26 protein-coding genes and 1 tRNA gene are annotated in these 25,926 nt (G+C 64.1%); 16 read left to right on the plus strand and 11 right to left on the minus strand.

The window, feature by feature from the left end:
* The first annotated feature begins 78 nt into the window (after nucleotides 1-78).
* From E2N92_RS10320 to E2N92_RS10345, 6 genes are all read left to right on the plus strand, one after another.
* Nucleotides 79-2,226 (plus strand): DUF3160 domain-containing protein, encoded by a 2,148-nt coding sequence (locus tag E2N92_RS10320; protein ID WP_220681088.1) that lies wholly within the window; start codon nucleotides 79-81, stop codon nucleotides 2,224-2,226.
* 164 nt (nucleotides 2,227-2,390) lie between these two features.
* Nucleotides 2,391-2,465, plus strand: a tRNA-Arg gene (locus E2N92_RS10325).
* A gap of 80 nt (nucleotides 2,466-2,545) precedes the next feature.
* Nucleotides 2,546-4,744 (plus strand): DUF3160 domain-containing protein, encoded by a 2,199-nt coding sequence (locus tag E2N92_RS10330; RefSeq protein WP_220681089.1) that lies wholly within the window; start codon nucleotides 2,546-2,548, stop codon nucleotides 4,742-4,744.
* Nucleotide 4,745: 1 nt separating this feature from the next.
* Entirely contained in the window at nucleotides 4,746-5,642 is an 897-nt protein-coding gene (locus tag E2N92_RS10335; protein ID WP_220681090.1) for a COG1470 family protein, read from the plus strand.
* 40 nt (nucleotides 5,643-5,682) lie between these two features.
* Nucleotides 5,683-6,519, plus strand: a complete 837-nt coding sequence (locus E2N92_RS10340) for a geranylgeranylglycerol-phosphate geranylgeranyltransferase (protein WP_220681091.1) — start codon at nucleotides 5,683-5,685, stop codon at nucleotides 6,517-6,519.
* A 167-nt stretch (nucleotides 6,520-6,686) separates the two neighbouring features.
* Nucleotides 6,687-7,097, plus strand: coding sequence for a bactofilin family protein (locus E2N92_RS10345; protein WP_220681092.1), 411 nt, complete (start codon nucleotides 6,687-6,689; stop codon nucleotides 7,095-7,097).
* A gap of 875 nt (nucleotides 7,098-7,972) precedes the next feature.
* Here the strand turns inward: E2N92_RS10345 and E2N92_RS10350 are convergent.
* From E2N92_RS10350 to E2N92_RS10365, 4 genes are read right to left on the minus strand one after another with little or no spacing between them, the layout of a single operon-like run.
* Entirely contained in the window at nucleotides 7,973-8,659 is a 687-nt protein-coding gene (locus tag E2N92_RS10350) for a DUF116 domain-containing protein (protein ID WP_220681093.1), read from the minus strand.
* A gap of 27 nt (nucleotides 8,660-8,686) precedes the next feature.
* Nucleotides 8,687-9,712, minus strand: coding sequence for an S-methyl-5-thioribose-1-phosphate isomerase (mtnA, locus tag E2N92_RS10355; protein WP_220681094.1), 1,026 nt, complete (start codon nucleotides 9,710-9,712; stop codon nucleotides 8,687-8,689).
* Nucleotides 9,709-10,992: a CoB--CoM heterodisulfide reductase iron-sulfur subunit A family protein gene (locus E2N92_RS10360; protein WP_220681095.1), complete on the minus strand. Its 1,284-nt coding sequence runs from the start codon at nucleotides 10,990-10,992 to the stop codon at nucleotides 9,709-9,711. Before E2N92_RS10360 ends, mtnA begins: the two co-directional genes overlap by 4 nt.
* The gene (locus E2N92_RS10365; RefSeq protein WP_220681096.1) at nucleotides 10,985-11,476 is read right to left on the minus strand and encodes a gamma carbonic anhydrase family protein; all 492 of its coding nucleotides are present in this window, start codon (nucleotides 11,474-11,476) and stop codon (nucleotides 10,985-10,987) included. Before E2N92_RS10365 ends, E2N92_RS10360 begins: the two co-directional genes overlap by 8 nt.
* Nucleotides 11,477-11,506: 30 nt before the next feature.
* Here E2N92_RS10365 and E2N92_RS10370 point away from each other — a divergent pair, with 30 nt between their 5' ends.
* The gene (locus E2N92_RS10370) at nucleotides 11,507-11,974 is read left to right on the plus strand and encodes a phosphopantetheine adenylyltransferase (RefSeq protein ID WP_220681097.1); all 468 of its coding nucleotides are present in this window, start codon (nucleotides 11,507-11,509) and stop codon (nucleotides 11,972-11,974) included.
* 490 nt (nucleotides 11,975-12,464) lie between these two features.
* Here E2N92_RS10370 and E2N92_RS10375 read toward each other — a convergent pair whose 3' ends face one another.
* Nucleotides 12,465-12,995, minus strand: coding sequence for a hypothetical protein (locus E2N92_RS10375; protein ID WP_220681098.1), 531 nt, complete (start codon nucleotides 12,993-12,995; stop codon nucleotides 12,465-12,467).
* A 518-nt stretch (nucleotides 12,996-13,513) separates the two neighbouring features.
* Between E2N92_RS10375 and E2N92_RS10380 the strand changes: the two genes are divergently transcribed.
* Together E2N92_RS10380 and E2N92_RS10385 are read left to right on the plus strand one after the other, a co-directional pair.
* On the plus strand, nucleotides 13,514-14,098 hold the full coding sequence (locus E2N92_RS10380; protein WP_220681099.1) for a nucleotidyltransferase domain-containing protein: 585 nt from the start codon (nucleotides 13,514-13,516) through the stop codon (nucleotides 14,096-14,098).
* Complete coding sequence (locus E2N92_RS10385; protein ID WP_220681100.1) at nucleotides 14,095-14,589, plus strand: HEPN domain-containing protein; 495 nt, start codon at nucleotides 14,095-14,097, stop codon at nucleotides 14,587-14,589. The genes E2N92_RS10380 and E2N92_RS10385 overlap by 4 nt, the downstream gene beginning before the upstream one ends.
* Nucleotides 14,590-14,755: 166 nt before the next feature.
* Here E2N92_RS10385 and pyrI read toward each other — a convergent pair whose 3' ends face one another.
* The 6 genes from pyrI to recJ all read right to left on the minus strand — a co-directional run bounded on the left by pyrI (nucleotide 14,756) and on the right by recJ (nucleotide 19,133).
* Nucleotides 14,756-15,217, minus strand: coding sequence for an aspartate carbamoyltransferase regulatory subunit (gene pyrI / locus E2N92_RS10390; protein WP_220681101.1), 462 nt, complete (start codon nucleotides 15,215-15,217; stop codon nucleotides 14,756-14,758).
* Nucleotides 15,214-16,113, minus strand: coding sequence for an aspartate carbamoyltransferase (gene pyrB / locus E2N92_RS10395; protein WP_220681102.1), 900 nt, complete (start codon nucleotides 16,111-16,113; stop codon nucleotides 15,214-15,216). The genes pyrI and pyrB overlap by 4 nt, the downstream gene beginning before the upstream one ends.
* 1 nt (nucleotide 16,114) lies before the next feature.
* A complete protein-coding gene (locus E2N92_RS10400; protein WP_220681103.1) occupies nucleotides 16,115-16,846 on the minus strand; it encodes a methyltransferase domain-containing protein in 732 nt (243 codons plus the stop codon).
* Nucleotides 16,843-17,154, minus strand: coding sequence for a nascent polypeptide-associated complex protein (locus E2N92_RS10405; RefSeq protein ID WP_425515752.1), 312 nt, complete (start codon nucleotides 17,152-17,154; stop codon nucleotides 16,843-16,845). The genes E2N92_RS10400 and E2N92_RS10405 overlap by 4 nt, the downstream gene beginning before the upstream one ends.
* 35 nt (nucleotides 17,155-17,189) lie before the next feature.
* Nucleotides 17,190-17,663: a PUA domain-containing protein gene (locus E2N92_RS10410; protein ID WP_220681105.1), complete on the minus strand. Its 474-nt coding sequence runs from the start codon at nucleotides 17,661-17,663 to the stop codon at nucleotides 17,190-17,192.
* An 81-nt stretch (nucleotides 17,664-17,744) separates the two neighbouring features.
* Nucleotides 17,745-19,133, minus strand: a complete 1,389-nt coding sequence (recJ, locus tag E2N92_RS10415) for a RecJ family nuclease (RefSeq protein ID WP_220681106.1) — start codon at nucleotides 19,131-19,133, stop codon at nucleotides 17,745-17,747.
* A gap of 1,345 nt (nucleotides 19,134-20,478) precedes the next feature.
* Here recJ and E2N92_RS10420 point away from each other — a divergent pair.
* From E2N92_RS10420 to E2N92_RS10450, 7 genes are all read left to right on the plus strand, one after another.
* The gene (locus E2N92_RS10420; RefSeq protein WP_220681107.1) at nucleotides 20,479-21,870 is read left to right on the plus strand and encodes an NAD(P)H-hydrate dehydratase; all 1,392 of its coding nucleotides are present in this window, start codon (nucleotides 20,479-20,481) and stop codon (nucleotides 21,868-21,870) included.
* Nucleotides 21,863-22,336 (plus strand): cyclic pyranopterin monophosphate synthase MoaC, encoded by a 474-nt coding sequence (gene moaC, locus E2N92_RS10425; protein ID WP_220681108.1) that lies wholly within the window; start codon nucleotides 21,863-21,865, stop codon nucleotides 22,334-22,336. Before E2N92_RS10420 ends, moaC begins: the two co-directional genes overlap by 8 nt.
* A gap of 393 nt (nucleotides 22,337-22,729) precedes the next feature.
* On the plus strand, nucleotides 22,730-23,320 hold the full coding sequence (locus E2N92_RS10430) for a 50S ribosomal protein L15e (protein ID WP_220681109.1): 591 nt from the start codon (nucleotides 22,730-22,732) through the stop codon (nucleotides 23,318-23,320).
* A 29-nt stretch (nucleotides 23,321-23,349) separates the two neighbouring features.
* Nucleotides 23,350-23,985: an RNase P subunit p30 family protein gene (locus E2N92_RS10435; protein ID WP_220681110.1), complete on the plus strand. Its 636-nt coding sequence runs from the start codon at nucleotides 23,350-23,352 to the stop codon at nucleotides 23,983-23,985.
* Complete coding sequence (locus E2N92_RS10440; protein ID WP_220681111.1) at nucleotides 23,982-24,464, plus strand: Rpp14/Pop5 family protein; 483 nt, start codon at nucleotides 23,982-23,984, stop codon at nucleotides 24,462-24,464. The genes E2N92_RS10435 and E2N92_RS10440 overlap by 4 nt, the downstream gene beginning before the upstream one ends.
* Nucleotides 24,464-25,207, plus strand: coding sequence for an archaeal proteasome endopeptidase complex subunit alpha (gene psmA, locus E2N92_RS10445; RefSeq protein ID WP_220681112.1), 744 nt, complete (start codon nucleotides 24,464-24,466; stop codon nucleotides 25,205-25,207). The genes E2N92_RS10440 and psmA overlap by 1 nt, the downstream gene beginning before the upstream one ends.
* A gap of 8 nt (nucleotides 25,208-25,215) precedes the next feature.
* On the plus strand, nucleotides 25,216-25,920 hold the full coding sequence (locus E2N92_RS10450; protein ID WP_220681113.1) for a ribosome assembly factor SBDS: 705 nt from the start codon (nucleotides 25,216-25,218) through the stop codon (nucleotides 25,918-25,920).
* The last annotated feature ends 6 nt before the right edge of the window (nucleotides 25,921-25,926 follow it).

Consider the following 25,926-nt stretch of genomic DNA (forward strand, 5'->3'; position numbering starts at 1 on the left):
CGATTTTATCACTGCGAAATTATTCGCAGTTTTGGATATCTTTATCGGGCCGTCGGCCTGATCTCCAGTCGTGAGATCATGCACCGAATACTCCCGGCCCTTGTCCTTGGCGTCGCCCTCCTGATCGCGGGGTGCGCTACCGTAGACGAACCGTCGCCTCCGCTCCAGAGTGTGGCGGCGGAGAATGATACCGGCTTTGCCCATTCTTATACCTTCAAACCCCTTGAGTTCACGCCGTCGGCACCGCAGTACGCCCTTCCCCTCGATCCCGACACCGTCACGAACTGGGAGGAGGTCGTCGCCGTCCTCGACCTCGGCGAGGAGGAGCAGGCCCTCCTCAAGGAGCACGGTTTTGTCGTCGCCGCTTATCCCTTCGGCCTTGAAAGCGACATCGTCAGGCCGTACAGGACGCTTGGCGAGCATGACGTCCCGCTCTTCCTCTCCTCAGACACTCTCTACCACCTCTACCATCTCCAGTTCGACGAAACCCTCTGCCAGATCGAGAAAGACACCCTCGCAGCCGACCTCCTGGCTCTCGACATCGCTCTCCTCAACGCCTCCGAGGAGACCTATCGGCAGAGTTCGGGCGAGGCGAAGGAGGCGGCCAGGCTGAACATGGGATATTATGCTGTGGCCGTTGCTCTCCTTGACCCATCAGGCGTCACGGTCCCGGCCGAGGTCCGCGACGAGGTCGAGGCCGAACTCGCCCTCATCGGGGGGCAGGCCGGGCTTGCGCCCTCGCCCCTCTTCTCATACACCGAGGACTACACCCAGTACCGCCCGCGCGGCCACTACACCTGGACAGAAGAATTGGAACGCTATTTCCAGGTGACGATGTGGCACGGGCGGATGCCCTTCCTCCTCAACGCCACCGCGGAGGTCAGCGAGAAGGAGGCGCGCATCCAGACCGCAGCCGCCGCCAGGACCGCGGCGCTCCTCGCCGCCGACCCCGACCTGATGGAACGCTGGGAACGGGTCTATGAGGTCACCGCCTTCTATGTCGGCTATTCCGACGACCTCGGGCCAGCGGAATATATCACCGCGATGGAACGGCTCTTTGGCGGGGCGAAGCAGACCCTCACCCCCGACGAGGTCGAGGCCCTCAGGCAGGAGCTTCTGACCCTGCCGCCGCCGTCGATCTACAGCGGGACCGGCTACCAGGGCGTCGAGTCGCCTGAAGAGGCGCGGGCGGTGCTCAACGCCACCATGGGCTTCAGGTTCATGGGCCAGCGTTTTGTCCCCGACTCGTACGTCTTCTCTGAACTCGTCACCCCGTACGTCGGCGAGTTCACCGGGACCGGCGCCCCCTTCACCATGATCGGCGGGGCCAGAAGCGTCCCGACCGGCCTGGACCTGATGGCCCTCCTCGGTTCAGACCGGGCCCGCGCCCTCCTGGACGAGGGCGGGGACAGCGCCTATAGAGACTACGATACGGTCTATGGCAGGCTCGAAGCCGACCTTGCCGCGCGCACCGAGACCGGGTGGCACCAGAACCTCTACTGGGCCTGGCTGGACTCACTCCGCCCGCTCCTTGACGGGTGCGGGGAAGGCTACCCGACCTTCATGCAGACCCCGGCCTGGCAGGAGAAAGAGCTCACCACTTCGCTTGCCTCCTGGACCGAACTCCGCCACGACACCCTCCTCTATGCCAAGCAGAGTTATACCCTCGAGTGTGCCTTCATGTACCCTGAGAAACCAGAGATCCCGGGTTACGTCGAGCCGGTACCCGAGGCCTACCACCGCCTCGCCGCCCTCAACACCATGACCGCCGACGGACTCTCTGACCTCGACGTCCTTGACCCCGCCGCGGAGCAGCGGCTCAGTGGCCTTGGCGAGGTGATCGACCGGTTCACCGCCCTCTCGGTGAAAGAACTCGAAGGCGACCCCCTCACCGCCGACGACCGCGCCTTCATCAGGGACGCCGCCGAGAGCCTCGACGACCTCATCATCGCCCCGGAGTCCTGGGCGGCCCTGGTCGCGGACGTGCACTCCAACCCCTACCATGGCATCGTCCTGGAAGAGGGTGTGGGAGACATCGACCTCATCGTCGTCGCCTGTCCCACCTCGGACGGCGAGGCCACCCTCTGCGCCGGCCCGGTCCTCTCGTACTACGAGTTCACGCACCCACTCGACGACCGTCTCACCGACGAGGCGTGGATGCGGATGCTCAGGAAAGATCCCCCGCTCAGGCCCTGGTGGACTGCCCGCTACGCGATGGTGGAGTGAGGTGCGCCACCCCCTCCACCGCCTGAGGACCAGACCGCCACCCTTGAAGACCATGAGGCGCTCACCACCCTCCCGATCTCTCCTGGGCTTACAATGCCTCGGTCACGCCCTCGACGCTCAGGGCCGTGCCAGGCGAGCAGTGCAGGCGGCCGTATAGGCACTGAGGGCTTGTGGCCTGGCCAGGATAGGGCGTCAGCCTCCTAAGCTGAATACCAGGGGTTCGAATCCCCTCAAGCCCGCTCGATTTTATCACTGCGAATGTATTCGTAGTCTTGGATATCTTTATGGGGCCGTCGGCCTGATCTCCAGTCGTGAGATCATGCACCGAATACTCCCGGCCCTTGTCCTTGGCGCGGCCCTCCTCATCGCGGGGTGCGCCACCGTAGACGAACCGTCGCCTCCGCTCCAGGATGCGGCGGCGGAGAATGATACCGGCTTTGCCCATTCTTATACCTTCAAACCCCTTGAGTTCACGCCGTCGGCACCGCAGTACGCCCTCCCCCTCGATCCCGACACCGTCACGAATTGGGAGGAGGTCGTCGCCGCCCTCGACCTCGGCGAGGAGGAGCAGGCCCTCCTCAAGGAGCACGGTTTTGTCGTCGCCGTCTATCCCTTCGGTGACCAGGACGAGATCGTCGGGCCGTACAAAGCCCTCGGCGACCAGGACGTCCCCCTCTTCCTCTCCTCCGACACCCTTCTCCATCTCTACCATGCCCAGTTCGACGACACCCTCCGACGGGTCGAGGAGCGCGAGTTCTTCGACGACCTCCGGGCCCTCGACACCGCCCTCCTCAACGCCTCCGAAGAGGCCTATCGGCAGAGTTCGGGCGAGGCGAAGGAGGCGGCCAGGCTGAACATGGGCTACTATGCCGTGGCCCTCACCCTCCTCGCTCCCGACGCCGGACAGGTCGGGGACAGTTTCGGCCCCGGGGACGTCAGGCGCTATCATGTCGACGTCCCGGCACCGGTCCGCGCCGAGGTCGAGGCCGAACTCGCCCTCATCGACCGGAAGGCCGGGCTTACGCCTTCACCCCTCTTCTCGTACACCGAGGACTACTCGCAGTACCGACCGCGCGGTCACTACACCCAATCGGAGAGACTCAAAAATTATTTCCAGGCGATGATGTGGCACGGACGGATGCCTTTCCTCCTCAACGCCACCAGGCAGGTTCCCGAGGAGGAGGCGCGCGTCCAGACCGCGGCCGCCGCTCGGACCGCGGCGCTCCTCGCCGACGATCCCGACCTGATGGAGCGCTGGGACCGGATCTACGAGGTCACCGCCTTCTATGTCGGCTACGCAGACGACCTCGGACCGGAGGAGTATATCGCCGCGATGGAACGCCTCTTCGGCGGGGTGAAGCAGAGTCTCGCCCCGGCCGAGGTCGATGCACTCAGGCGGGAACTCCTGGCCCTGGACCCGCCGGCGATCTACAGCGGGACCGGCTACCAGATCGTCGAATCACCGGAAGAGGCGAGACGGGTGCTCAACGCCACCCAGGGATTCAGGTTCATGGGCCAGCGTTTTGTCCCCGACTCCTACTTCTTCTCTGAACTGGTCTTCCCGTACACCGGCGAGTTCACCGGGACCGGTGAGCCCTTCACGCTCGTCGGGGGGTATCGGAGCATTCCGACCGGCCTGGATGTGATGGCCCTCCTCGGCTCGGAACAGGCCCGCACCCTCCTGGACGAGGGAGAAGACAGCGCCTATGCAAAGTATGATCCGGTCTATGGCAGGCTCGAGGGCGAACTCGCCGCGCTCAACGAGAGCGCGTGGCGCCAGAACCTCTACTGGGGCTGGCTGTACTCGCTCCGCCCCCTCCTCGTCGAGTTCGGGGAAGGCTACCCGACCTTCATGCAGACACCGGCCTGGCAGGAGAAAGAACTCACCACTTCGCTCGCCTCCTGGACCGAACTCCGCCACGACACCATCCTCTATGTCAAGCAGAGTTATACGCTCGGCAAAGGGCCTGCCACCTCGCCCGAGAAACCCGAGATCCCCGGCTACGTCGAACCGGTACCCGAGGCCTACCACCGCCTCGGGGCTCTCAACGCCATGACCGCCGACGGGCTCTTCGACCTCGACGTCCTTGACCCCGCCGCGCAGCGGCGGCTCAGGGATCTCGGCGACGTCGTCGACCGGTTCACCGACCTCTCGGTGAAAGAACTCGAAGGCGTCCCCCTCACCGCCGAGGATCACGCCTTCATCAGGGACGCCGCCGAGAGCCTCGACGACCTTGTGATCAACCTTGAGGCACGGACGACCCTGGTCGCGGACGTGCACTCCGACCCGTACGACGACATCGTCCTCGAGGAGGGCGTGGGGTACGTCGACCTCATCGTCGTCGCCTGCCCCGAACCCGACGGTGCGGTCACCCTCTGCGCCGGCCCGGTCCTCTCGTACTACGAGTTCAAGCACCCGCTCGACGACCGCCTCACCGACGAGGCCTGGCGGGAGATGCTCAGGGAAGCACCCCCGGCCAGGCCCTGGTGGACCGGCGAGTACGCGGTGGTGGCGTGAGATGCGCCGGCTCCTGGCGGGGGCGGGGCTTCTCATCCTCCTGATTTTTCTTTTTCTGCTCCTCCCCGCGCCCCGGGTGGCGGCACCGCCGCCACTGCCGCCGCCAGAAAACCAGACTCCGCCGGCACCGTTCAACCAGACCGCCGCCCTCGAAGACCACGAGGCGCTCACCACCCTCCCGATCGGGAGCCTGGAGCAGGGCTTCATCTGGGTGAGGCCAGGGGAGGAGATTGCGGTCAACTACACCTTCCTGGCTAGAGGGGAGGCGCCCGTCGTCCTCAACCTCTCCCTTGAACGGGTGGACGGTGTCGGGTCGACGACCTCCCTCCCGATGCCTGCCGGACTCTCCGCCTCGGTCACCCCAGCGACGCTCAGGGCCGCGCCCGGCGAGCGGGTGCAGGCGGTCGTCACCGTGAAAAATGCGCCCGAAGGTGGGCGGGGCGGGGTCCTGAGGATTGCCGCCGACGCCGGCGGCGCGCCGGTGGTCGCCGATGACTGGCTCAGGGTGCTCGCCTCGGAGTCTCCGAAGCCTGGGATCTCAGGGGTGTATCATATCAGAGAAACCTTTGAGAACGAGAGCCTCGTCCTCAGTCCGGGGGAGCGCGTGACGACGAACTGCACGGTCAGAGCCGGTGAGGGGGGCAGGCTCGACACCATCTGGGTGAGACCCTTCCGCTCGACCAGACGCTCGGCGCAGGACTTCTTCCCGATGCCCGAGGGCCTCACCGTCACCGTCGATCCCTCCAGCCTCCTGGTCAGGAACCACGGGGTGTATCATCTCATCGTCACCGTCACCGCCGCCGAAGAGACCCCGCCCGGCACCTACCCCATCACCTTCGCCTTCGGGTGGAGGGATCGGGCCTATGCCTACCCCTCCATCGAGGTCACCGTCAGGTAAGTGGGATTGAAATACCTCTCCCGCTCACCTCTTTCTCAGCATGCACGGCTATCTTGCGATCACCCGCCCCGTCAACTCGGTCGTCGCCGGCCTTGCCGGGGTGCTCGGCTACCTCATCGCCACCGGCACGGTCAGGCCCGAGGCCGCGTTCCTCATCGGGATCGTCGCCCTGGTCACTGCCGCCGGCAACACCATCAACGACTACTGCGACGCCGAGATCGATGCCGTCAACCGTCCCGACCGTCCCATCCCCTCGGGTGCGGTCTCCAGGCGCGGGGCGCTCGTCTATGCCGCCCTCCTCTTCACCGGCGGCGTTGTCATCGCCCTCGTCACCAACCCCCTCTGCCTTGCGATCGCCGTCTTCAACTCGGTGCTCCTGGTGCTCTACGCCGTGCGCCTCAAGGGCACCCCCTTCCTCGGCAACCTCGCCGTCGCGTACCTTTCGTCCTCCATCTTCCTCTTCGGCGGGGCGCTCGCCGGGCCCGACGGCCTCGCCGCCAACCTGCCGGTGGCCGGGGTCACCCTCCTGGCCATGCTCGCCCGCGAGGTGCTCAAGGACGCCGAGGACGTGGAGGGCGACCGCGCCGGCGGGGCCAGGACGCTTCCGATGATCATCGGCGTGCCCCGGTCGGTCGCCCTTGCCCTCGGCTTCGCCCTTGCGGCCGCCGTCCTCTCGATGCTCCCGGTCTTCCGGTGGTGGGGCCTCCCGTATCTCCTCGCCATCGGTCTCCTCAACCTCGCCGTCCTTCTCGGGTCGGCGGGGGTGCGCGGGTGCACCACGCCTGCCTGTGTCCGCGACTCCCGGGTCACCTCGACCCTGAAGAAGGGAATGTTCCTCTCGCTGCTGGTCTTCACTGCGGCCGCTATACTCTGCTGAGGGGACAGGTTCGGGGCAATGGCCTCTTCTCTTTTTAACGGGGTTTTTGGGAATGGAGCGGCGTCGGGTTAATGAAAAATGTTTTATGCCGAGGGTTGATTTCTTCATTAAAAATATAAACAAACCGAAACCTTTTCTATCCCTCCACCGCATGGTTGTGTGAGAGCATGAAGGTCTATCAGCGCGGGGACACCTATATCGCACCGAAGGGCTCTTATTTTGACGGGAATGTCCACATCCCGGGAAACTTCATCGTCCCGGCTGAGACGCATATCTGGGGCAGGCTTGATGTCGAAGGCTGTCTCGAACTCGGGCCGCACTCGACCGTCGGCGAGGACGTCACCTGCGGTTCCGGGGTCATCGGCCGCGGGGTGCGGATCAAAGGGGCGCTCTCCTCGGCAGGCGACGTCACCGTCTCCGACCAGGCCGTGATCAACGGTGTCAGCGCAAAGGGGGACATCATCCTCAGGCCAGGCGTGGACGTCGGCGAGGTGAGGAGCGAGGCCACCATCTATGTCTACGGCAAGATCGTCTCGACCAAACTGACCGGGAAGAACGTGAAGGTCTCGGGGAACTAGGGGCGGGGCGTTGCTCGAATTATTGGCTCTGTAGAAAACCTTCACTTTTCCGGGGATGAGCGCGGCATGTTCTGATCATCACGCCGTCCTGTCGTCCCGGCCCCGAAGATAGATCCCGGACGGGATGGGCTGATCATGATTCCGGGGAGTACACCATCTCATGCCGTCCCAACCCTATCCTCTCGCGAGATGGCAGGAAAGATCCGGTGAAAGGGGGGACGGATGTTTTGATCGTCGCGCCGTCATGAAACCCGGCAGTGGGGACGCCGCTCCCGATCCTGAACCCTGAAGATAGGGGCGGGACGGCCACGCCGGTGATCCTCGCGTTTCAATGCACGGCAAAACAATAGAGATGAACTCAGGCCATCGCCGCCCCCGCCCTATCTTCTCGCGAAATTAAAGCAATGATCGGGGACGGCACTCCTGATCATCACGCCGCCCTGTCGTCGTGACCCCGAAGATAGAACCCGGACGGGAGGTATTTGATCTTTTTTTCAGCGGGAGCACACCAACCCTTGCCGTCCCCCGTCCTATCTTCTCGCGAAATAACAGAAAAGATTCAATGATCGGGGACGGCACATTCTGATCACCACACCTTTCTCGTCGTTGCGACCCCGAAGATTGAACCTGGACGGGATGGGCTGATCATGATTCCGAGGAGCACACCATCTCATGCCGTCCCCCGTCCTATCTTCTCGTGAAATAACAGAAAAGATTCAATGATCGGGACGGCACATCCTGATCACCACACCTTTCTCGTCTTCGCGACCCCGAAGATAGAATTGGGACTGGGGAGGGCCGATCCCCCTCTCAGCGAGATCACACCGTTCCCTATCGTAGAGAACTATCAAAAAGGAGAGTGCGACCGGGGGCTCTCAGTTCTGTCCCTGGGTACTTCCGGGGACAAGCCCGATCTCTGCGATCTCCATGAGGTCGTTCCAGTCGAGGATGGTCTCGACGCACCCGTCCTTGAGGGTGACCACGCCCATCCCGATGAGCCCGATCTTGTCGCAGAGTTCGAGCCCCTCCTTGATCTCCATCAGGCACCCGACCCCGATGAGTGCCTCCGGATGATAGCGCTTCACCATCCGCTTGATAAAGGTCGAGCCCGGGACAATGAAGACCTGATAGCCCATCGCTTCATAGGCGTCGATCTCAGAGCCGATGGCGCACCGCTTGCACCGGCGGCAGACCAACCCCTCCGGGGTGAGGGAGGCGGGGCAGTCGCTTGCCCTCATGCACTGGGGCAGGAAGATCGCCCGCTTATCCACCGGCGTCTCCCCGAAGGTCTTCATGTTCATGGTATTGTGGAGCCTGATGAAGAAGGTGACCAGGTCCTTGTCGTCGAAACCGAAGAACTTGCAGATCCCTTTGATCATCCCTTCGAGGAGGACCATCCCGCTCTTCATGAAGCGTGGGAAGTAGAACTGCCCGTTTCTGACAGAAACCGTGGCGATGGTCATGACGACGACCGCACCGACGAACATCCCGATGAAGAGCAGGATCGTGACCTCGCCGATAAGGGTCATCAACGGAGTCCAGAGCGGGCTTGAGAAGAACATAGTTGCCATAAGATATGGGGAGGGAATTTATATATTCCGGGGTCCGGGCATCGGATCGAAGGGCGGCCTGAGGACGCCCTGCTCGGTGATGATCCCGGTGACCAGGTCGAGTGGCGTGGCGTCGAAGGCATAGGTGGTGCACCGCACGCCTTCCCGCACGGTCCGCTTCCCGTTGAAGATGGCGATCTCCTCCTCGCCCCGCTCCTCGATCTCCACCTCGGCCTCGCTCAGCACCGGGTCGAAGGTCGAGAGGGGCGCGGCGACATAGAAGGGGATCCCGTGGTGCTTCGCACAGACCGCGTGCATGTAGGTGCCGATCTTGTTGAAGACGGCGTCGCGGGTGATCCGGTCGGCCCCGACGACCACGCAGTCGATCTCTCCTTTGCGCATCAGGAAGGCGGCGGTCGAGTCGGTGATCACCCGCACCGGGATTTTGTCCTCGGCGAGTTCGAAGGCGGTGAGACGTGCTCCCTGCAGGAGTGGTCTGGTCTCGCACGCCGTGACCGAGACCTTCTTGCCGGCCTCGACCGCCGAGCGGACGACACCGAGCGCCGTACCCCAGGTCGAGCAGGCAAGGGCCCCGGCATTGCAGTGCGTGAGCACCCTCGCGCCGTCGGGGATGAGCGCCGCGCCGTGTCTGCCGATCGCCCGGCAGGTCGCCTCGTCTTCGGCGGCGATCCGGTCGGCCTCCGCGACCGCCGCCTCCTTCGCGTTCTCGACGGTTTCGGCCGCCCCGGCGGCGGCGAGCACCCGGTCGATCCCCCATCCGAGGTTCACCGCGGTCGGCCGCGTCGCCCTGAGGTATTCGGCGGCGTCGGCGATCCCGGCAAGGAAGCCCTCCATCTCCCCGGCCTCGCTCTGCATCGCGGCCAGGGCGACGCCGTATGCCCCGGCGATCCCGAGGGCCGGCGCCCCCCGCACCTCGAGCCGCCGGATCGCCGTGGCAAGGCGCTCGACGTCGGTGCACCGCACCGTCTCCAGGCGTCCGGGGAGGAGCGTCTGGTCGATGAAGACGATGACCTCGCCCTCGCGGGCGATGGTCCGCGGGATCACCGGTCCACCTTCAGTGCGTCCCGGTAGGCCCGCATCGCCGCGGCCCCGGCCATCGCCACCGAGTCGGGGATGTCTTTCGGGGCGACGGCCGTCCCGGCTACGTAGATGCCCGGCCTGAGCGTCGAGACGGTGTCGGTCTTCTCGTCCCTGATCTGCACGAACCCGGTCGTCTCCTGGGTGATCCCGAGCCGCTCGGCAAGTTCATCGGCCCCGGCCGGGGGCTGCATCCCGACCGAGAGGACGACGAGGTCGGGGTGGAGGAACTCGACCTCCGCCGTCTCGGTGTCCTCGACCATCAACTCAATCCCGCCGTCCTTTGCGGCGATCTCGCCGGGCATCCCTCTGAGGAACCGAACGCCCATCGCCTTGGCCCGTTCGAAATATTCCTCGTAGCCCTTCCCATAGGCCCTGAGGTCCATGTACAGCACCGTCACCTCGGTCTCCGGATGGTGCTCTCTGATCAGGATGGCGTTCTTGACCGCCGCCATGCAGCAGACGCAGGAGCAGTACGGGCGGTCGATCTGCATGTCCCGCGACCCCACGCACTGGAGGAAGACGATGCTCTCCGGCACGGCGCCGTTCGAGAGCCGGCGCAGTTCGCCGCCCGTCGGGCCGCTCGCGTTGATCATCCGCTCGAACTCGAGGTTGGTCACGACGTCGGGGAGCTGGAGATAGCGGAGGTTGGCCTTGCGCGAGGGGTCGAAGGTGGCGTAGCCGGTGGTGACCACCACGGCGGCGGCACTGACCTCGGTCTCTTCTTCGTGGTCCTCGTCGTCCCTGAGCACGGCGTCTTTGCCGCAGGCCTCGTAGCAGAGCCCGCAGTCGATGCAGTGCTCGGCGTCCCTGACCGTGATGTTGGGGACGGCCTGGGGCATCGGTTTGTACACCGCCTTGCGCACCCCGATCCCGGCGTCGAAGTGGTTGTAGACCTCGACCGGGCAGACCTCGGTGCAGTCGCCGCAGCCGTTGCATTCCTTCTCGTCGATGTAGCGGGGGTGGCGGAGGAGGCGGACCGTGAAGGCCCCGACCTCGCCCTCGACCCCGACGACCTCGGTGCAGGTGTGGAGGGTGACGAGCGGGTGGCGCTCCACGTCGACCATCTTGGGCGAGAGGATGCACATGGAGCAGTCGTTGGTCGGGAAGGTCTTGTCGAGCATGGCCATGTGCCCGCCGATCGTCGGTTCGCGCTCGACGAGGTGGACCGTGACCCCGTGGTTGGCAAGGTCGAGCGCCGCCTGGATCCCGGTGATCCCGCCGCCGACGACGACCACCTCAGCCATGCCGGTACCTCGCGGCCAGGTCGACGTAGATGCGCGCGTTCTCCCTGATGTGTTCGCGCTGTTCGGGGCCGACCTCCTTGACGACCTTGCCGGGCACGCCGAGGACCACCGAGCCCGGCGGGACGAGCTTGCCTTCGGTGACCACCGCGCCGGCGCCGATGATCGAGCCTTCACCGACGACCGCTCCGTTCATCACGATCGCACCCATCCCGACGAGCACCTCGTCTGAGATCGTGCATCCGTGGACGATGGCGCCGTGTCCGACCGAGACCCGTTCGCCGATGATGGTCGGGTGACCGGTGCTGCCGTGGACGACGGCGTTGTCCTGGATGTTGGAGTCGGCGCCGATGACGATCCGGTCCCGGTCGCCCCTGACCACGGCGCCGAACCAGACCGCCGCTCTCTCGCCGAGCGTGACGTCGCCGAGCACGGTGGCGTTCTCCGCGATGAAGACCCCGGCGCCGATGCGCAGATTGTGGTTCATACTAATAGTATGGGTTCCCCATCAGTATCAATGAAGATTATGGTCGGGGGAACCTTCTCCCCCCTTCATGCCGGGCACAAGAAACTGATCTCGCGCTCTTTTGAACTCGCCGGCCCTGAGGGTCTGGTCGTCGTGGGGCTGTCGTCTGACAATTTTGCCGGCAGGAAGAGCCACCCGGTCATGACCTACGAGGCGCGGAAGGCGGCGCTTGAACGATATATCGAGAGCCTCGGCACCGCGACGACCTGGGAGGTGGAGGCGCTCAACGACCGGTACGGATCGGCGCTGGAGGCCGACTTCGATATCCTGGTCGTCTCAGAAGAGACGCTTCCCGTCGGCCTCGAGATCAACAAACTCCGCCGGGCCAAGGGGAAGAAGATGGTGGAGATCCACCAGATCGCCTGTGTCCTTGCGGAGGACGGACGGTGGATCTCCTCGACCCGGATCATCAGGGGCGAGATCGACGATGTCGGCAGGGTGATCCGGCGGGAGGAGTGAGGGGAACCGGGAGGTGATCGGAGGGGCCTTCCCGCCCCCCGGTCCCCTCGCGCGAAGAAGGGCGGAGGACCGCACCCCCCTCTTCATCGTCATCGCTTCGCCTTCCCGCTCTCATCCTCAGGTCCACCGGCGCGTGTGGTGGGGAAGGCGTGATGATCGGGTGTGCCGCCCCCCATCGTAGAATCTTCACCGCCGTCTCGCGCCAGGGGGTTGCACCCCCGGAACCCCCACGGACCGAGGATAGGTGGGGGCGGCGATGGAACAAGGTTCCCCCCGCTTCTCCTGTCTTGAAAAAGAGCGATCAAGCAAGGGAAATTTTCATCCAGTCTGTTTGAGTCGTGCTCTCGACTCATGTCTGATTCTACAGAGCCATTGTTTCAAATTTTCTCGTGGAAGGAGAGAATGAAGGCGTTGTCGCCATCCCATCTTATCCGGTGAGTTCGACCTCGCCTGCCGTGAGTGGACGGCAGCAGATCCGGCCGTTATTCTCTTATAATTCCGGGGGACGGTGATGATTCTGACGATCGATCACAAGTTGTTCTCTGTGTGTCTGGACAAAAGCCACAACGTGCTCTTTATTCAGCCCGAGGACAGGACCTAACGCTTCGCCGAATATGTCGAGATCGTTTATGTGATAGTAGTCATGGTCCTCATCATAGTACCTGACCAATACCTCTTCTTCAAGGTCCCGGGAACAGCTCTTGATCTCCTCCTCAGATAGGTTCCATTTCATCCTTTCATTCCAGTAGGTGAGGTAGACGATGGTATCGTCGATGATCACGCCGTCGTCTTTTTCCCTGAGAGATTGTAATGTTTCATCCGATGGTACCACCGTCGGCTCCGGTACAGGCACGTCGATACCGATGATGGTGGAGGATTCGCATTCTTCGTCGCTTGCACTCATCACCGGCACCATTATGACGCCCGCCAGCAGGAGTGCCAGGAGGATGAAGAATGTCCGGATGAGAGTTCTTTTTTCCATGTGTTCTCTCTCCTTTCCCCCGCGGCAGACGAAGTCCATGCTTGCATATTCCCTCTGCCTCCGGGCAGTGCGGGGCTCTGTCAACACCTGGACGTTTGCACCGGGCCCCGCCTCGAGACCGGATCGATCTCCACGAGGCCAGATATCTCTGTATTAATATATATGGTTTCTAGCACGATCGTCTTACTGTTGCCGGGCTCTCACCTGTCCTGACGGACCGATTTGGCCTGAAAACGTACATGCCGATTTTTCTGGATCTCTCAGCGGCCTGTCGGCGCGATAAACCTCTTTCGTGCGGCTCCGCCCTCCTGCTCCTTGTGAAGCGGGAGGAGGAGTTCGCTGCACCGTATATCGGCCTCTCCGTGAAGGACACCGGGGAAAACTCGAAGATCTCTGATCGTACGACCTTCACCGAGGTCTCCGTACAGGACTGCAGAGTTCGGGTTCACCGATACGCTCGAACTCGCTGGCACACTCGGTCTCCCTCATGATGGCGATCGGCGGAGGACGGAGGCGTGACAGATATCTCTATATATATTGTCTAAAAAAATAGACATATGTCTAAAAAATTAGACATAACTGAGAACGATCTTCTGGTGCTCGCCCTCTTCTCAGACGGTTATGACCGTGAATACTATATCAGGGAAGTCTGCACCCATCTCCCCATCACACACGGGACGGCGCAGACCGTCCTTGTCCGTCTTGAGGAGAAACGCGTACTTGCATCCTCGCAGCACGGGAAGATCAGGCTCTTCCGGATTAAAACCGGTGAAATCTCGATTCAATATTTTGTTCTCGCCGAGATTTACAAAAAGATCCGGTTTATGGAAGAGCACCCCTATATCTCGGAAATGATGGACAGGATCTCCTCGTTCACGCGAGGGACCACCCTGCTCTTCGGGAGTTATGCAAAAGGTACGGAGACGGAGGAGTCTGATCTCGATGTGTTCGTCGCGGGAGCGTATGATGAACGGGAAGTCGCAAAGATCGGGAAAATGTACGATGTCGAGATCAATGTCAAGGCGTACCCTGAGACGGCGTTCGATCTGAAATATCGATCCGATCCGCTTGTTTGTGAGGTGAAGAAGCATCACATCGTCTGGAAGAACGCCGAGTCGTTTGTCCGTGAGGTGATGACATGAGAGACCGACTTTCCTGGTGTGCCGGGATCAAAAACGGCATCAGAATTGTCGAACCAAACGACAATCTTGCAACCGCGTATCTGAAAAAAGCTGAGGAGGCGATGGAGGCCATGCACTCCGTCACCTCGAATGACTGGAAGATCTCGACCGGGTACTATTCCCTCTATTTTTCCCTGTACTCCGTGCTGACAGGGATCGGGTTCAGGTCCGAGAACCATACCTGCACGATCGTGCTGATGCGACACCTCCTCGACGGGTTCTTCACCCCCGAGGAGTGCGAGATGGTGGAGAGGGCGCGGCAAGCACGCGTGGAGACGCAGTATTATGTCGCCGGTGATGTCTCCAGGGCATATGCTGAGAGGCTTGCACAACAGGTCCCCCGATTTCTGGTGAAGTGCAGGGGCATCGTCGATGGGTTGAACGAGCGGGAGGTGCAGGCACTGCGCGAGAGATATCGTATGTTGATCGAGGAAAGCGGGGAGCGGTGGTGAGAGGTGTTTCCTGGTTGGCCTATTGATCGCGGGGCGTGCGATCGATCAACACGAGATGGATCGGTCGGTGATCAGAGGTGCCACCTCCTGAAGGAATGCTCGCCTGCGCTCTCATCCGCGGCCTCTCTCGCCGCTCTTCACCACTAAAAAAAGAGAAAAAAAATCCTCAGATAATATGCCCGGGGATATCGTCCTTCAGGTACCAGTCACAGTATAGACAGTGCAGACCCCTTTTTGTCACCTCAAACCTGCTCTTGATCGGTTCGTTGGTGTTGGAGATGCACCCCCGGTTCGGGCACCTGACCACGCCCAGGAGCACCCTGGGGATCTCGACCCCCATCTTCTCGCAGACCAGGTAGTCCCTGATGATGTTGATCGTGGCCTGGGGGGCGATGAGGGCGATGCGGTCGACCTCCTCGGTGCAGAGTTCGCGGTCTGAGATCTTGACCACGTCCTTTCTGCCCGACTTCTCGCTCGCCACGTTGGTGGCGATGGAGAGGCACTCGTCGGTCGTCCCGGTGATCCCGAGGATCTTGAGCACGTTGAGGGCCTCGCCCGCGGTGATATGGTCGATCACCGTCCCGTTCCTGATCGGGCTGATCTGCAGCACCCGCGGTTCGTCTTTCATCCCATCACCTCCAGGAGGAGGGCCATCCTGATCGGAACGCCGTTCCTCGCCTGCTGGAAATACTTTGCGTGCGGGAGGGCGTCGACCCTGGGGTCGATCTCGTCGACCCGTGGAAGGGGGTGGAGGACGATCATCCGCTCCCGCGCCTCCGCGAGGAGTTCGGGGGTGACCCGGTAACTCGAGGCCACCGCATAGTACGAGGCCGAGTCAGGGAAGCGTTCCCGCTGGATCCTGGTGACGTACATCACGTCGAGCGCCCGCGTGAACTCCCCGATCTCGTCGTGGACCACGATCTCGACGCCCCGCTCGCGCAGTTCCTCGACGACGTTGGGCGGCATCTCCAGGCCCTCGGGGGCGAGGGTGTGGATGGTGACGTCGTACTGCGTCAGGGCATAGGCGAGGGAGTGGGCCGTCCGCCCGTACCGCAGGTCGCCGAGGAGGCCCACGTCGATCCCCTCGAGCGGCATCGCCTGCCTGATCGTGTACAGGTCGATGAGCGTCTGGGACGGGTGCTGCCCGGCGCCGTCGCCGGCGTTGAGGACCGGGACCGAGGCAAACTCGCTGGCCAGTTGTGCCGCCCCCTCCCTGGGGTGACGGAGCACGATGGCGTCGGCATACCCGCTCACCACCCTGATGGTGTCGGCGAGGGTCTCGCCCTTCACGACCGAACTCGCCTCCACCCCGCCCATGTCGATGGATGCCCCGCCGAGCCGGGCCATCGCCGCCTCGAACGACATCCGCGTCCTGGTCGAGGGCTCGAAGAAGAGCACCCCGAGGATCTTGTCCTCGAGGGCCTTCGGGTCGTAGTCGCCCTGATCGATCGCCTCCGCCCGGTCGAGGAGGGCGTCGATATCCTTCTTCTCAAACTCCTTGATTGAGATGATATGCTGCCGCATCTTACCGCCTTGCAATCGTGATATAGCCCGAGTGTCCGACCCGCGTCGACGGCCTGGTGCCGCGCTTGCCCCGCGTCATCTCCCGCTCCATGCACTCATAGGTGTGCACCTCTGAGAAGAGCGTTGCGGCGGCGTCATAGGCGGCACTCATCCCCTCGATGAAGGGGGTGTAGCAGGCGAGATACCCGCCAGGCACCAGGAGGGCGCGGGCGCGGGCGACGTGCTCGGCCGTGACCGGGAGGTCGAAGTGGACGATGTCGAACCGTTCCTCGCCTTCCACTTCGAGGACGTCGCAGGCCCGCACTTCGACGTTCTCAAGCCCGGCGTCTCGAATGTTCTTCTCGGCCCGCGTCGCGAACTCGGGCCGCACCTCGCAGGTGACGACCGTCCGGGCGATCCCGCCGAAATAGATCGCGGCGATCCCGCTCCCGGTCCCCGCGTCCAGGACGAGGTCGTTTTTGTTCATCCCGGTGTAGGCGATGACCATCCCGATGTCCTTGGGGAGCATCGGGGCCCCGGTCCTGGCGGCGTGGGCGAAGAAGTCGGTCGCCCGCGGGCGCCTCACTGTGAACTCGTGCCCCAGGTGGGTGGCGACGACGCTCCCGTACGCCGCTCCGACCAGCGCGGCGAGGTCGAGGATCCCGAGGTCGGTGGAGAGCGTGCCCTCGCCGGCCCGTACATAGTACTCCCGCTTGCTCGAGACGAGGAGCAGCCGCTCCCCTGCCTGGATCATGCGCCGCTCAGCCGCAGGATCGCCTCGGCGATGTCGCCGTTCGTGGCGATGAGCGCCTCTTTTGCGGCTTCTGCAGAGGCGTTCGTCTGGACCATCACCAGTTTGACGTCTTCTTCGGGGATCTCGACGGCCGCCGGTTCGAACCGCGCCTCGCCGTTGATCTGGTAGGTGGTGGTTCCCTGCATGATGGTGGCAACGACCTCGGCCTCGTCGAAGACGTAGTTACCCTTCCCGGTCTCGATGACGACCCGCTGGACGTCCTCGAGTGTCTCCATCTGCATGCCGAGCTGCTTCATCATCTGTTTCATCTTTTTTGGATTGATCTTTCCGCCTGGAAACACGTTTACTTCCCTCCTTTCCGTACCTTTACCGCTACTCCGTAATCAAATGCCATCATTTCGTCGCCTGAGAGGGCCGCCTCGCCGGTGCCGAGGAGGTCGTCGCCCTCCCGCACCACCAGCACCTCGTCGCCCGGGCGGATGCCCGGGTCGGCGGCGAGGACGTGCTTTGCAAAGGCGTTCTTCCCCTGCGCCACGAACTCGGCGGCGTCCTCCATCACCACGACCCGGTAGGCCGGGGCCGGGATGCCGGCCCTGAGCCGCCGGGCTCCTTCGATCCCGAGGGTGAACCGTCCGTCCTGGGCCCTGACGGTGACGAGCCGTTCCTTGTTCAGCATCACCTGTCTGACCCGTTTGGTCTTCGACCTGACGAACCGACACTCTTCCGGGAAGAGGGCCTCGCCCGCCCCCCGTCCGAACTGGAAGTCGGCGATGGCTCGAACCTGTTCCAGCGCGCGCGCTCCTGATCTTCCTGTCACAACACCAGTCTCCTGTTTTCCGGGTCCTGCCGTGGGGCCCCCATGGGGGCCGGTCGGTCAGTACTTGGGTCTCAGGTGGATTTAAGGCATCGGTGGCCGGGTGCGCTGCCGCCCGATGCACCCGTCCACCAGACCGAGAAACTCCTCTTCCGCTTCCCTGGGGATATACGCCCCCGCGGCGATCGCGTGGCCGCCGCCGGCCCCGCCGAAGGGTGCGGCCGCCTCGACGAGCGCCGCCTGCAGGTCGACGCCGCCTTCGACCATCCGGTCGGTCGCCCGCATCGAGACCTTGGTGAGCGAGGGGTCTTCGGGGAGCGAGCACATCACCAGGATCGGTTTGTCGGGATTGAGCCTGGAGAGGGCCATGCCGGCGCCGATCCCGACGACGGTGTCGGGGAAGCGGTCGCCCACATGGATGTACTGGACGGCGCCGCGTTCTTCCACGCCGGTCTTGAGGATGTAGTTCATCAACTCCTTGATCGTCGCCCGGTGGTGGGTGAGCATGTGCTCGGCCTCCCGCAGGGCGACGCCGCGGTCGTCGGCGCAGACCGCGGCCCCGACCTCCGGCCTGGCCCACCGCCCGCAGGCGTTGAGGAGGGTGGAGAACTCGGCGGCGTTCCTGAGTGCGGTGTGCGGGGTCTCGTCGGGGAAGAGGTAGAGTTCGGCGGTGAGTTTCTCGACGTCCCCGCCGTCGGCGATGACCTGTTCGGCGAGGGCCGAGGTGATGCTCTGCCGTTCGCCGTCGTCGAGGTCTTCCCAGACCCGCCACCGGCCTTCGCCGGTCCTGGTCCGGATCCCGTGGCGTTCCAGGAGCCGGCGGGCGCCCTGCGGGTTGCCGGTCACGCCCTGCACCGGGGTCTCGCTGCTGTAGGCGAGAGAGATGTGGAGGGGCCGGGTGGAGATCCCGAAGATGTTGAGGTCGCGCCTGGCGGCGACGTTGCCGTACTCGATCCCGTCCGCGGCGATCTCCCTGGCCGGGCCGATGAGCCCGCAGTCTTCTCTGGCCATCATGTCGCCGACGTTCCCGATGACGGCGAGTTTGGCCAGGTCCCGGTTGTCGGCGTCGATCGCCCTGGCGACGAGGTACGCCGCCCCGGCGGCCGAGAACTTGGTGTGGCCGTACGGGAGGGCGTTCACCTGGAGGTAGGGGGTGTCGACCTCCTGCGAGACGTGGTGGTCGACGATCACCACCTCGTCCTCGGTGAGGCCGTGCTCTTCGAGGAGGTTTTGTTGTCCTGCCCCGAGGTCGGAGAAGACTTTGAGGCTGTTGTCCTGCGGGACGCGGTGCATCATCAGCGGTTCGAGTTGCCGGAGAAAGACCGGCGTCGCCATCACGCCGGCACGGGTGATGGCCTGCATCAGCACCGAGAGGCTGGTGATCCCGTCGGCGTCGATATGGGAGATGACGGTCACCTCGTCGGCGTCCAGGATCCGGTCTGCAGCCTCGCGCACCTCGCCCTCAAGAGTCATGGCTGTATGTACCTTGTCGCTGTCATATAATGCATCGGGTGATGGTCGGTGCCGGGGAATTGTGGCGACGGTGAAGTCCTCGGCGCGAGGGTGTGAGAAGGCGTGATGATCGGGCGTGTCGTCCCCTATCACTGAATCTGTTCTGCCGTCTCGCGAGAGGATGGGGCGGGGGACGGCACAGGGTGGTGTACTATCTCCCATCCGGCTCTATCTCCAGGGTCATGAAAGCAGCACAGCATCGTGATCAGAACGACCGCCCCCTCATCACCGGATCTGCTCTGCTATTTCGCGAGAAGATAGGGCGGAGGACGGCATCACACGCGTTCCCACTGAAAACGGATCAGTGCTCTCCCTTACGGGTTCTCTCTTCGGGGTCGCGGCGACGGGGAAGGCACGTTGATCAACTGTGCCGTCCCCCATCGCCGAATATGTTCTGTCGTCTCGCGAGAGGATGGGGCGGGGGACGGCACGGGGCGTGTTCCTGTTGAAGAATGATCGGCCCTCTCCCGTCCTGATTCTATCTTCGGGGTCATGAAAGTGGGACGGCAACATGATCAAACCATGCCGTCCCTCATCATCGATCTGTTCTGCCGTCTCGCGAGAGGATAGGGTGGGGACGGCACGGGGCGTGTTCCTGTTGAAGAATGATCGGCCCTCTCCCGTCCTGATTCTATCTTCGGGGTCATGAAAGTGGGACGGCAACATGATCAAACCATGCCGTCCCCTCATCGGAGAACTGTTCTGCCGTCTCGCGAGAGGATAGGGTGGGGACGGCGAAGAGTTGCGTGCCCTTCCCCTGTTCCGGTTCTATCTTCGGGGTCATGAAAGTGGGACGGCAACATGATCAAACCATGCCGTCCCCTCATCATCAAATCTTTCCCGCCGTCTCGCGAGAAGATAGGACGGGGACGGCGAAGATTGGTGTGTCCTTCCCCTGTCCCAGGTCTATCTTTGAGGTCATGACAACAGGGTGGGTGTGGTGATCGATGTGCCGTCCCCTCATCGGAGAACTGTTCTGCCGTCTCGCGAGAAGATAGGGTGGGGACGGCACAGGGCGGCGTGATCCCGCTGAAACGAAATCGGCCCCTTCCTGTCCTGGTTCTATCTTCAGGGTCGCGACGGCGGGGGGTGTGGTGATCAGACCGTGCCATCCCCTCATCATCAAATCTTTCCCGCCGTCTCGCGCGAGGATAGGCAGGGGCGGCATTATACCCGGCACGATCGCTGTTCTCTTCGCGTCTCTCCCCCCCATCTCCCCTCAATCCTGAGGGAGGTGATGGATTCTCCAGAGCCAAAAATTTCTATGGAGGAACCGCGAAAAAGGACGTTTTGAGAAGGATATACCATGGACTTCAGGGAATTGCAGGAGTTTTGCGAGACCGGGACGATCACGCCCGGGCGGATGCGTGCGGTGGATAAAAATTCCATGGCCCTCGGGGTTTCGGGCCCCCAGTTGATGGAGGCGGCCGGGCTTGCGGTCACGGCGGCGGTGCGGGAGTCCGCTCCGTCGCGGGTGCTCGTCCTCTGCGGGCGGGGGAACAACGGCGGCGACGGGCTGGTCGTCGCCCGTCACCTCCAGGAGTGCGTGGTGGACGTGATCTATCCGGCATATGGGTCGGCCACGCCCGGCTTCCTCGCCCAGCTCGACTCGCTCCGCGCCTGCTCGGCCGCCCTCCATGCGGTGCGCCTGCTGGCCGAGGTGGAGGCCCTCGCCCCCCTCTTCGAACAGGCCGACGTGATCGTCGACGCGATGCTCGGCACCGGCGTTGAGGGAACGCCGCGGGAACCCCTGGCGACGATGGTCGGGCTCATGAACGCGAGTCCAGCCCGCGTGGTGACGACCGACGTCCCGACGCCGGGGACGCGTTCCGACCTCATCGTCACCTTCCACCGCCCCAAGGAGCCGGGCGGCCGGGTGGCGGAGATCGGGATCCCGCTCGCCGCGGAGATCTGCACCGGCCCCGGCGACCTGATGATGCTCAGGCCGAAGGGTGCGACCGCCCACAAGGGGGTGGGCGGCGAGGTGCTCGTCGTCGGCGGCGGGCCGTACCAGGGCGCCCCGTACCTCGCGGCCCTCGCCGCCCTCAGGGCCGGGGCCGACATCGTGCGGGTCGCCTCGCCGGTGGCGCTCCCGGCCCCCGACCTCATCCATGTTCCCCTCGCCGGGAACCGGATCGGTACCGAACACCTGGAGACGCTCGTCCCGCTCGCCGAACGGGCCGACGTCGTCCTCTGCGGCAACGGCCTCGGGACCGAGAGCCACGCGGTGGTGACGGCCCTCGCTCCGCATGCGAGGCGGCTCGTCCTGGACGCCGACGCCCTCCGCCTCCCCCTGCCTGCGGGGAACGAGACGATCTATACTCCGCACGCCGCCGAGTTTGCCAGGATGACCGGCGGCGGCGCCCTGCCGGCCGACCTCGCCGGCCGCGCACGGGCGGTGCGGGCGGCGGTGCCTGAGGGCGCGGCCGTGCTCCTGAAGGGTGCGGTGGACATCGTCTCGGACGGCGCGCGCGTCCGCTTCAACCGGAGCGGTTGCCCGGCCATGACCGTCGGCGGGACCGGGGACGTCCTCGCCGGGCTGACCGCCGGGCTCTTCTGCCGTCTTTCCCCCTTTGATGCGGCGTGCCTCGCGGCGTACGCGAGCGGTCTCGCTGGTGAGGCCGCCGCCGCCGGGCGGGACGCCGGGATGACCGCAACAGAGATGCTCGAAAAGATCCCACAGGTGCTCTATGGTTGAGTTTACCCATATCGCCGACGACCGAGCCCATATGGTCGACGTCTCGGCCAAGCCCGACGTGGTGCGCACGGCGGTCGCCGCCGGCCGAATATACCTGCGCCCCGAGACCCTGGAGGCGATCCGCTCGGGCACCACCATCAAGGGCAATGTCCTGGCCACTGCCAGGGTCGCCGCCACCCTCGCGGTCAAGGACACTCCCAGGATCATCCCGATGTGCCACCCCCTCGCCCTCGGCGGGGTGGAGGTCGAGTTCGAGGAGACCGGGGAAGACGCCATCGAGGCGAAGGTCAGCGTCCGCTCGTACGGCAAGACCGGCGTGGAGATGGAGGCCCTCACCGGCGTCTCCGCCGCCCTGCTCACCATCTGGGACATGGTCAAGTCCGCGGAGAAGGACGAGGACGGGCAGTACCCGGTCACCAGGATCGAGGGGATCCGGGTGATCGAGAAGAGGAAGGGCACGGCCTGAGGGTTCTGTCTGAGAATTTTTTTTCGGGAGGCATGGTCGGGAACAGAACTGTTTCCTTCAGATTTTTCAACGTGGCTCCCCCCTGTGCAGCGGGTGATCGGATGTGCCGCCCCTATTACAGAATCTTCACCGCCGTCTCGCGCCGGGGGGTTTCACCCCCCGGATCCCCCACGGAGAGAAGATAGATGGGGGCGGCAAGGGGTGGTGCTCTCTCATCTACAATCTGAGAGTGATTTGAACATTCAGGATCTCCTATGTGCCCGAGGAAAGGGGATCGGATCGATCCTGGTGTTCGGAACAATAATATTCCCTCGAAGTCTAAGTATACAGAACCACGGGATCCGTCCCGTTGAGGTATGTGGCGCGCAAGCGCCGAACCTGAGGTGAATACGAATGGCAAAGTCAATGTATTCCTACGTCCGCGAGGCGTGGAAGAACCCTGACGCCACCGAGGTCAAGGCCCTGCTCTGGGAGCGGATGCAGACCTGGCGGCGCGAGGGGGCCGTGGTCCGTCTCGACCACCCGACCCGTATCGACCGTGCACGCACCCTCGGCTACAAGGCCAAGCAGGGCGTCATCGTCGTCCGTGCCCGGATCCGCCGCGGCGGCCGGAGGAAGTCCAGATATATCCGCGGCCGCAGGACCGCCAGGATGGGCATGCGCCGGATCACCGGCGGGAAGAGCATCCAGCGGATCGCCGAGGAGCGCGCCGCCCGGAAGTACCCGAACATGGAGGTCCTCAACTCGTACTGGGTCGGTCAGGACGGCCGGTACAAGTGGTACGAGGTCATCCTCGTCGACGGGAGCCACCCGTCGGTCAGGAACGACCCCTCGCTCGCCTGGGTGGCCAACGCCAACCAGCGCGGACGTGCCGAGCGCGGGAAGACGTCGGCCGGTCACAAGGGCCGTGGCATGCGCCGCAAGGGCAAGGGTACCGAGAAGACCCGCCCGAGCATCAGGTCCAACGCGAACCGCGGCAAGTAACCCCATCTTTATTTTTTCGGAGTGCACCGATGGCGTATGCCGATGCCTGCGTGCATCCTTATCCTTCAGGCGACACGACCGCCGCCCGCCTTGCTCTCGAAGCCCGTGCCTGTGGGTTTGACACCCTCGTCTCCACCGCCGGTGCAGGGGAGTTCTTCGGGGTGACGGTGGTGAAAGGCGTCCTGGTCAGGGGGCGAAACCCCCGGGACGTCGCCCGGAGCGTACGCCGCGCCCCCGAGGGCGCCCTGGTCCTCGTCGAAGGTGGGGACGACGGGTTCAACCGGGCGGTGCTCTCGACCGGCGGGGTGGACGTGCTCCGCGGGATGCACCGGGCCCCACGACGGGCCTTCGACTTCGTGGCCGCGAAGATCGCCGCCGAACGCGCGGTGGCCGTCGAGATCGACCTCGCCCCCCTCGTCGCCTGGCGCGGCCGGGAGCGGCAGAAGGTGCTCGGGCGGTACGCCGACCTCCTCGGTCTCCAGCGGAAGTACGGCTTCTCGTTCTGCGTCGCGAGCAACGCCCATTCGGTCCTCGACCTCCGCAACGTGCGGGAGACGGTGGGGCTCTGCGGGCTCTTCGGGATGGAGGAGGCCGAGGTGCGGGCCGCCCTCGCGACGGTGGACGCACTCCTCGACCGCGAGGGGCCGGTGCGGGTGGTGACATGAGGGCGAGACCCAAGGCCCTCCGGGCCAAACGCCGCTACCTCCTTGTCAGGATCCTCCCGCCGTGGCGAGAAGTCGGGCAGAAGGCACTGTACCTCGCGGTCAACGAGGCGGTCACCGCCCTCTTCGGGGACGTCGGGGCCGCCGAGATCGAACCGGCGGTGGTCTACTCGTCAGGCGAGTACGCCGTCGTCCGGTGTCGGCGCGGTGCCGAGGACGACCTGGTCGTCGCCTGCGCCACCGTCACGGCCGTCGACGGCGAACGGGTCTCCTTGCGGACGGTTGCGACTTCTGGGACCATCGCTGCGCTCAAGCGTCGGCTTGAACGCGACGAAGGACGGTACGAACCCGAAGAAGCGCGCTATGGTGAAAATGGGGTGCCGGCGTTCAGATACGGACGGCACAAGGTTGATGTGTTACAGGAAAATATTAAAGGAGAGAGCATAGTCTTTTTGACAGATAGTGAGAGAGAGGAGATCTAATGCAGCCACAATATCAGATGGGATATGACCGGGCCATCACGGTGTTCAGCCCGGACGGCCGGCTCTACCAGGTAGAGTACGCCCGTGAGGCGGTCAAGCGCGGGACCACCGCGGTGGGGATCAAGTGCAAGGACGGGGTGATCCTCCTGGTCGACAAGCGGGTGGCCTCGCGCCTGCTCGAGCCCGAGTCGATCGAGAAGATCTACAAGATCGACGAGCACATCGGCGTCGCGTCGTCGGGACTGGTCGGGGACGCCAGGCTTCTGGTCGACCGGGCGCGGGTGGAGGCCCAGATCAACCGGGTCACCTACGACGAGTCGATCGATGTCGATACCCTGGCCAAGAAGATCTGCGACCACATGCAGGTCTACACCCAGTTCGGCGGGGCACGCCCGTACGGGACGGCCCTGCTCATCGCCGGGGTCTCAGAGGGCGAGAGCCGCCTCTTCGAGACCGACCCCTCGGGGACGCTCCTGGAGTACAAGGCCACCGGGATCGGGATCGGCCGTGCCGCGGTGATGAAGGTCTTCGAGGAGGAGTACGACCCCGAGATGGACGTCAAGCAGGGCGTGCACCTCGGGCTCAAGGCCCTTCATGCGGCGACCGAAGGGAAGTTCGATGTCACGACCGTTGAGATCGGCGTCATCGAGGTCGAGAACCCGGTCTTCCGCAAGATGGAACCCGAAGAAGTGAAGGCCTTCGTCGACGCGACCGAGTTCGAGACGCCGGCCGGCGAGGAGTGAGCGAACCGATGATCCCGCTTGACCGGGCAGTGGTGGCACGGCTGGAGAGCCACGGCGAGCGGTTCGAGATCGGGGTCGACCCCGACCTGGCGCAGCAGGTGCGGCAGGGTGCGGAGATCCCGATCGAGGACGTCGTCGCGGCCGAGACGGTCTTCGAGAACTTTGCCCACGGCGACCGGGCCTCGGAAGAGACCCTGCAGAAGGTCTTCGAGACGACCGAGTTCGAGCCGATCGCCCGGCGGATCCTCACGAAGGGCGAGATCCATCTCACCTCGGATCAGCGCAAGAGGATGATCGAGGAGCGGCGCCGGCAGGTGGTCACCTATATCGCGCGCAACGCCGTCAACCCGCAGACCAAGCTCCCGCATCCGCCGCAGCGGATCGAGATGGCGATGGAGGAGGCGCGGGTGAACATCGACCCCTTCAAGTCGGTGGAGGAGCAGGTGAAGGTGGCGATGAAGGCCCTGCGCCCGATCATCCCGATCCGGTTCGAGGAGTTGCGGGTCGCGGTGCGGATCCCGGCCGACCACGCGCCCAGGGCCTACGGCGAGATGCAGGCCGCGGTGACGGTCGAGCGCGAGGAGTGGCAGAACGATGGTTCCTGGATCTGCGTCTGCCGCATCCCGGCCGGGGTCCAGAACGACTTTTACACCCTGGTCAACCGTCTCTCCAAGGGCGACGGCGAGGTCAAGGTGCTTGAACAAGTATATTAATTCAGA

The organism is Methanofollis formosanus (assembly GCF_019633745.1).
GTDB classification, from domain to species: domain Archaea; phylum Halobacteriota; class Methanomicrobia; order Methanomicrobiales; family Methanofollaceae; genus Methanofollis; species Methanofollis formosanus.